This is a genomic window from Planktosalinus sp., assembly GCF_059864935.1.
Window position 1 is genome coordinate 1 of the sequence record NZ_JCBCCK010000514.1, and the last position, 3,472, is coordinate 3,472.

At 38.0% G+C, this 3,472-nt stretch carries 4 protein-coding genes; 3 read left to right on the forward strand and 1 reads right to left on the reverse strand.

Annotated features, from left to right (window positions below; genetic code table 11):
• The coding region (locus AC6F75_RS14730; protein ID WP_500715847.1) for a BamA/TamA family outer membrane protein at positions 1-1,514 on the reverse strand (1,514 nt) is incomplete at its 3' end.
• Positions 1,515-1,695: 181 nt separating this feature from the next.
• Between AC6F75_RS14730 and rpsL the strand changes: the two genes are divergently transcribed.
• The 3 genes from rpsL to AC6F75_RS14745 all read left to right on the forward strand — a co-directional run.
• A complete protein-coding gene (rpsL, locus tag AC6F75_RS14735) occupies positions 1,696-2,070 on the forward strand; it encodes a 30S ribosomal protein S12 (RefSeq protein ID WP_006795815.1) in 375 nt (124 codons plus the stop codon).
• Positions 2,071-2,093: 23 nt separating this feature from the next.
• A complete protein-coding gene (rpsG, locus tag AC6F75_RS14740) occupies positions 2,094-2,570 on the forward strand; it encodes a 30S ribosomal protein S7 (protein WP_500715848.1) in 477 nt (158 codons plus the stop codon).
• Between the two features lie 6 nt (positions 2,571-2,576).
• The coding region (locus tag AC6F75_RS14745; protein WP_500715849.1) for a GTP-binding protein at positions 2,577-3,472 on the forward strand (896 nt) is incomplete at its 3' end.

Below are 3,472 nucleotides of genomic sequence, written 5' to 3' on the forward strand. Positions count from 1 at the left end.
AAAGTATTGCGCATAAGTAAATACCTATACTCAGTATTTACAACTGAAAATACAGATGCGTCTATACTGTTTTCATCAAACCCCCTGATGCTGTTTATCCCGCCAAAGCGAAACAATTCATTGATTAAATAATTCTCAGAGTTTAAATATCCTGTACTATTGCGAATAAAAATTGAGTTATTTGCATTGAGGTTAACTATATGGCTTGCCCTAATCGCAACACGATACTGAGCGGTTTTGATATTCCCTACTTTTCGGTTTCCAATTTCATTACTTATTAAAAACCTTGTCTTGACCGGAAAAATTTCACTGCGCTGAGGAATACTGTAATTCCCGCCAAATACAAAAAAAGCGGAGTTAAAATCCTCGATAAAATTTCCCACCTGCTGGCTGTCGAGCAAATTTTTAGACTCATAATCCTTGTATCCGGCAAAAACTTTGGTGCGGGTGTTGAAATGATAATTGACCAATGCGTTTTTTTCAACAGTTAAAAACGTACTGTCACGTTTAAAGAAGTCTAAGCCCAGTTCCAGCCCAAAGGGCGATTGAAATAAAAAAGGCAGCTCCACTTCCACCTTAAATTGCTCTTGGAGGTTTCCGTCATTTTTATACTGTAATTGCAACATTTCACCAAAATTCAGGTTGTTGCTCAATTGCAAATTGACATAACCGTTCAACTCCAGCTTATTTGTTTCTTCATTGGTGGTAAAACCAATTATTCCATCAAATAAATTGTTGGGCTTTTTTTCAAGATAGAGATACAACTCTGTCCCGTCAGGAGAAAACAAAACCTCTGGTGCTTTGATATTTTGAACAAAACCAAGGTTGTCCAGCAAAAAACTTCGCTCGACAATTTTTTCCCTTTGAAACAACATTCCTTCCCTGATTCCTGCGGTGTACCTTAAAAAAGCTTTGGGGAAATCTTCATAACCCATTATTTTAATGCCTGTTACTTTTCGGATGCTTTTTAACTCGAGTCCAAGATTGGCTTCTAGTGTGTTTGAAAATTCATTTGAGGGTTTTATGTTTTCAAGTTTAACAATCACAAAAGGGTCTCCCATTTCACTGAGCTTTGAGTTCAGAAAGCGCAAAACATTTTCAACGGCCTCAAAAGGGACTATAATATGGCCGTTTTCTTTTTCTGCGGAAATGCTCTCAAGTTCACGGGGCGTAATCCCCAAATCAAGAAGTCTATTGGTATTATGAATAATAATTTTATCATATAATGTATTTAGGTGATATTCTGCTAAAAAAACAGTATCGGACATTCTTTCAAAACGTTTTCTTTCCAGTTCAATATACCCCATTTTTTCAAGACGAATTTCAAGTGTATCTACAGCAGACTGAAGCGAAATAAAATCGTTAAAGATTGTAGATGAAATTTGTTTGTTCAAGACTGAGGTTTCCAAACTGTCTTTTCCCGCAACATTCAGGTAAAGATTCTGCCCGGAAACCTGCCCTGAAAAAACAGTATATATATATAGGTATAAAAAAAGACAGAAAAAGTGTTTCAATTTATGAGTTTGAAGTGTTTTGAGATAACGAATTTAAAGCATTTTTCGTGCTGATTGAAAAATAAAAAAATACTTCCATAAAATTAATGAATGAAGATTTGATTAATTAAGATTTATTTCTACCTTTGCCAACCCTAAAAAAGGGGATATTCTATTTAATTTATTGTAACAAATATTATATATGCCAACAATTTCACAATTAGTACGAAAAGGAAGAGCCAAAATAACCAAGAAGAGTAAATCGGCTGCTTTGGATTCGTGCCCTCAAAGAAGAGGTGTGTGTACGCGTGTATATACTACCACTCCAAAGAAACCAAACTCTGCGATGCGCAAAGTAGCGCGTGTAAGGTTAACCAATGGAAAGGAAGTAAACGCATACATACCGGGAGAGGGTCACAATCTGCAAGAGCACTCGATAGTATTGGTTAGAGGTGGAAGGGTAAAGGATTTGCCGGGAGTTAGATACCACATCGTTCGTGGAGCCTTGGACACTGCAGGTGTTGCAGGCAGAACGCAAAGAAGATCTAAGTACGGTGCAAAACGCCCAAAAAAGTAATTAACAACTTTTAAAAAGAAGACATGAGAAAAAGACAGGCCAAAAAAAGACCGCTTTTACCCGATCCAAAATTTAACGATCAGCTTGTTACACGCTTTGTGAACATGATGATGCACGATGGTAAAAAATCGGTTGCCTTTAAAGTTTTCTACGATGCCATGGACATTGTGGAAGAAAAGAAACAAGACGAAGAAAAATCGGCTCTTGAACTGTGGAAAGATGCATTGTCAAATGTAATGCCCCACGTTGAAGTAAGAAGCCGAAGAGTGGGTGGAGCTACCTTCCAAATTCCAATGCAAATCAGACCCGACAGAAAAATCTCAACCGCTATGAAGTGGTTGATTTCTTATTCGAGAAAGAGAAATGAGAAGTCAATGGCACAAAGACTTGCCAGCGAAGTAATTTCTGCGGCAAAAGAGGAAGGCGCAGCTGTAAAAAAGCGTATGGATACACACAAAATGGCTGAAGCAAACAAAGCATTCTCACACTTTAGATTTTAATTTACAATGGCACAAAGAGATTTAAAATATACAAGAAATATTGGGATCGCTGCGCATATTGACGCAGGAAAAACAACAACTACTGAGCGTATTCTTTTCTATACCGGTGTAAGTCATAAAATGGGAGAAGTTCACGATGGAGCTGCCACTATGGACTGGATGGAACAAGAGCAGGAAAGAGGTATCACCATTACTTCTGCCGCAACAACGTGTAAGTGGGTTTTTCCGATGGAAAACGCTGAGCCAACTCCCGATGCCAAAGACTACCATTTCAACATTATAGATACTCCCGGTCACGTTGACTTTACCGTAGAGGTAAACCGTTCACTGCGTGTACTTGACGGGTTGGTTTTTTTGTTTAGTGCAGTTGATGGTGTTGAACCTCAATCTGAAACAAACTGGAGACTGGCAGACAACTACAAAGTGCCAAGAATGGGCTTTGTTAACAAAATGGACCGTCAGGGATCTGACTTTTTAAATGTTTGTAAACAAGTAAAAGAAATGCTTGGTTCAAATGCTGTTCCTATTGTATTACCTATTGGCGATGAGCTGGATTTTAAAGGAATCGTTGACTTAGTGAAAAACCGTGCTATTGTTTGGCATGAAGAAACACAGGGAGCTACTTTTGATGTAATTGCTATCCCGGAGGAATTAAAAGAAGAAGTTGCTCAATACAGAGCTAAACTAATCGAAGAAGTTGCTGCTTATGATGAAAACCTTCTGGAGAAATTCATGGAAGATGAAGATTCAATTACAGAAGACGAAGTGCACGCTGCTTTGAGAGCTGCAGTTATGGATATGAGTATCATACCTATGATATGTGGTTCTGCTTTCAAAAATAAAGGAGTTCAATTCTTATTAGATGCCGTATGTCGTTATTTGCCTTCACCGATGGATAAAGA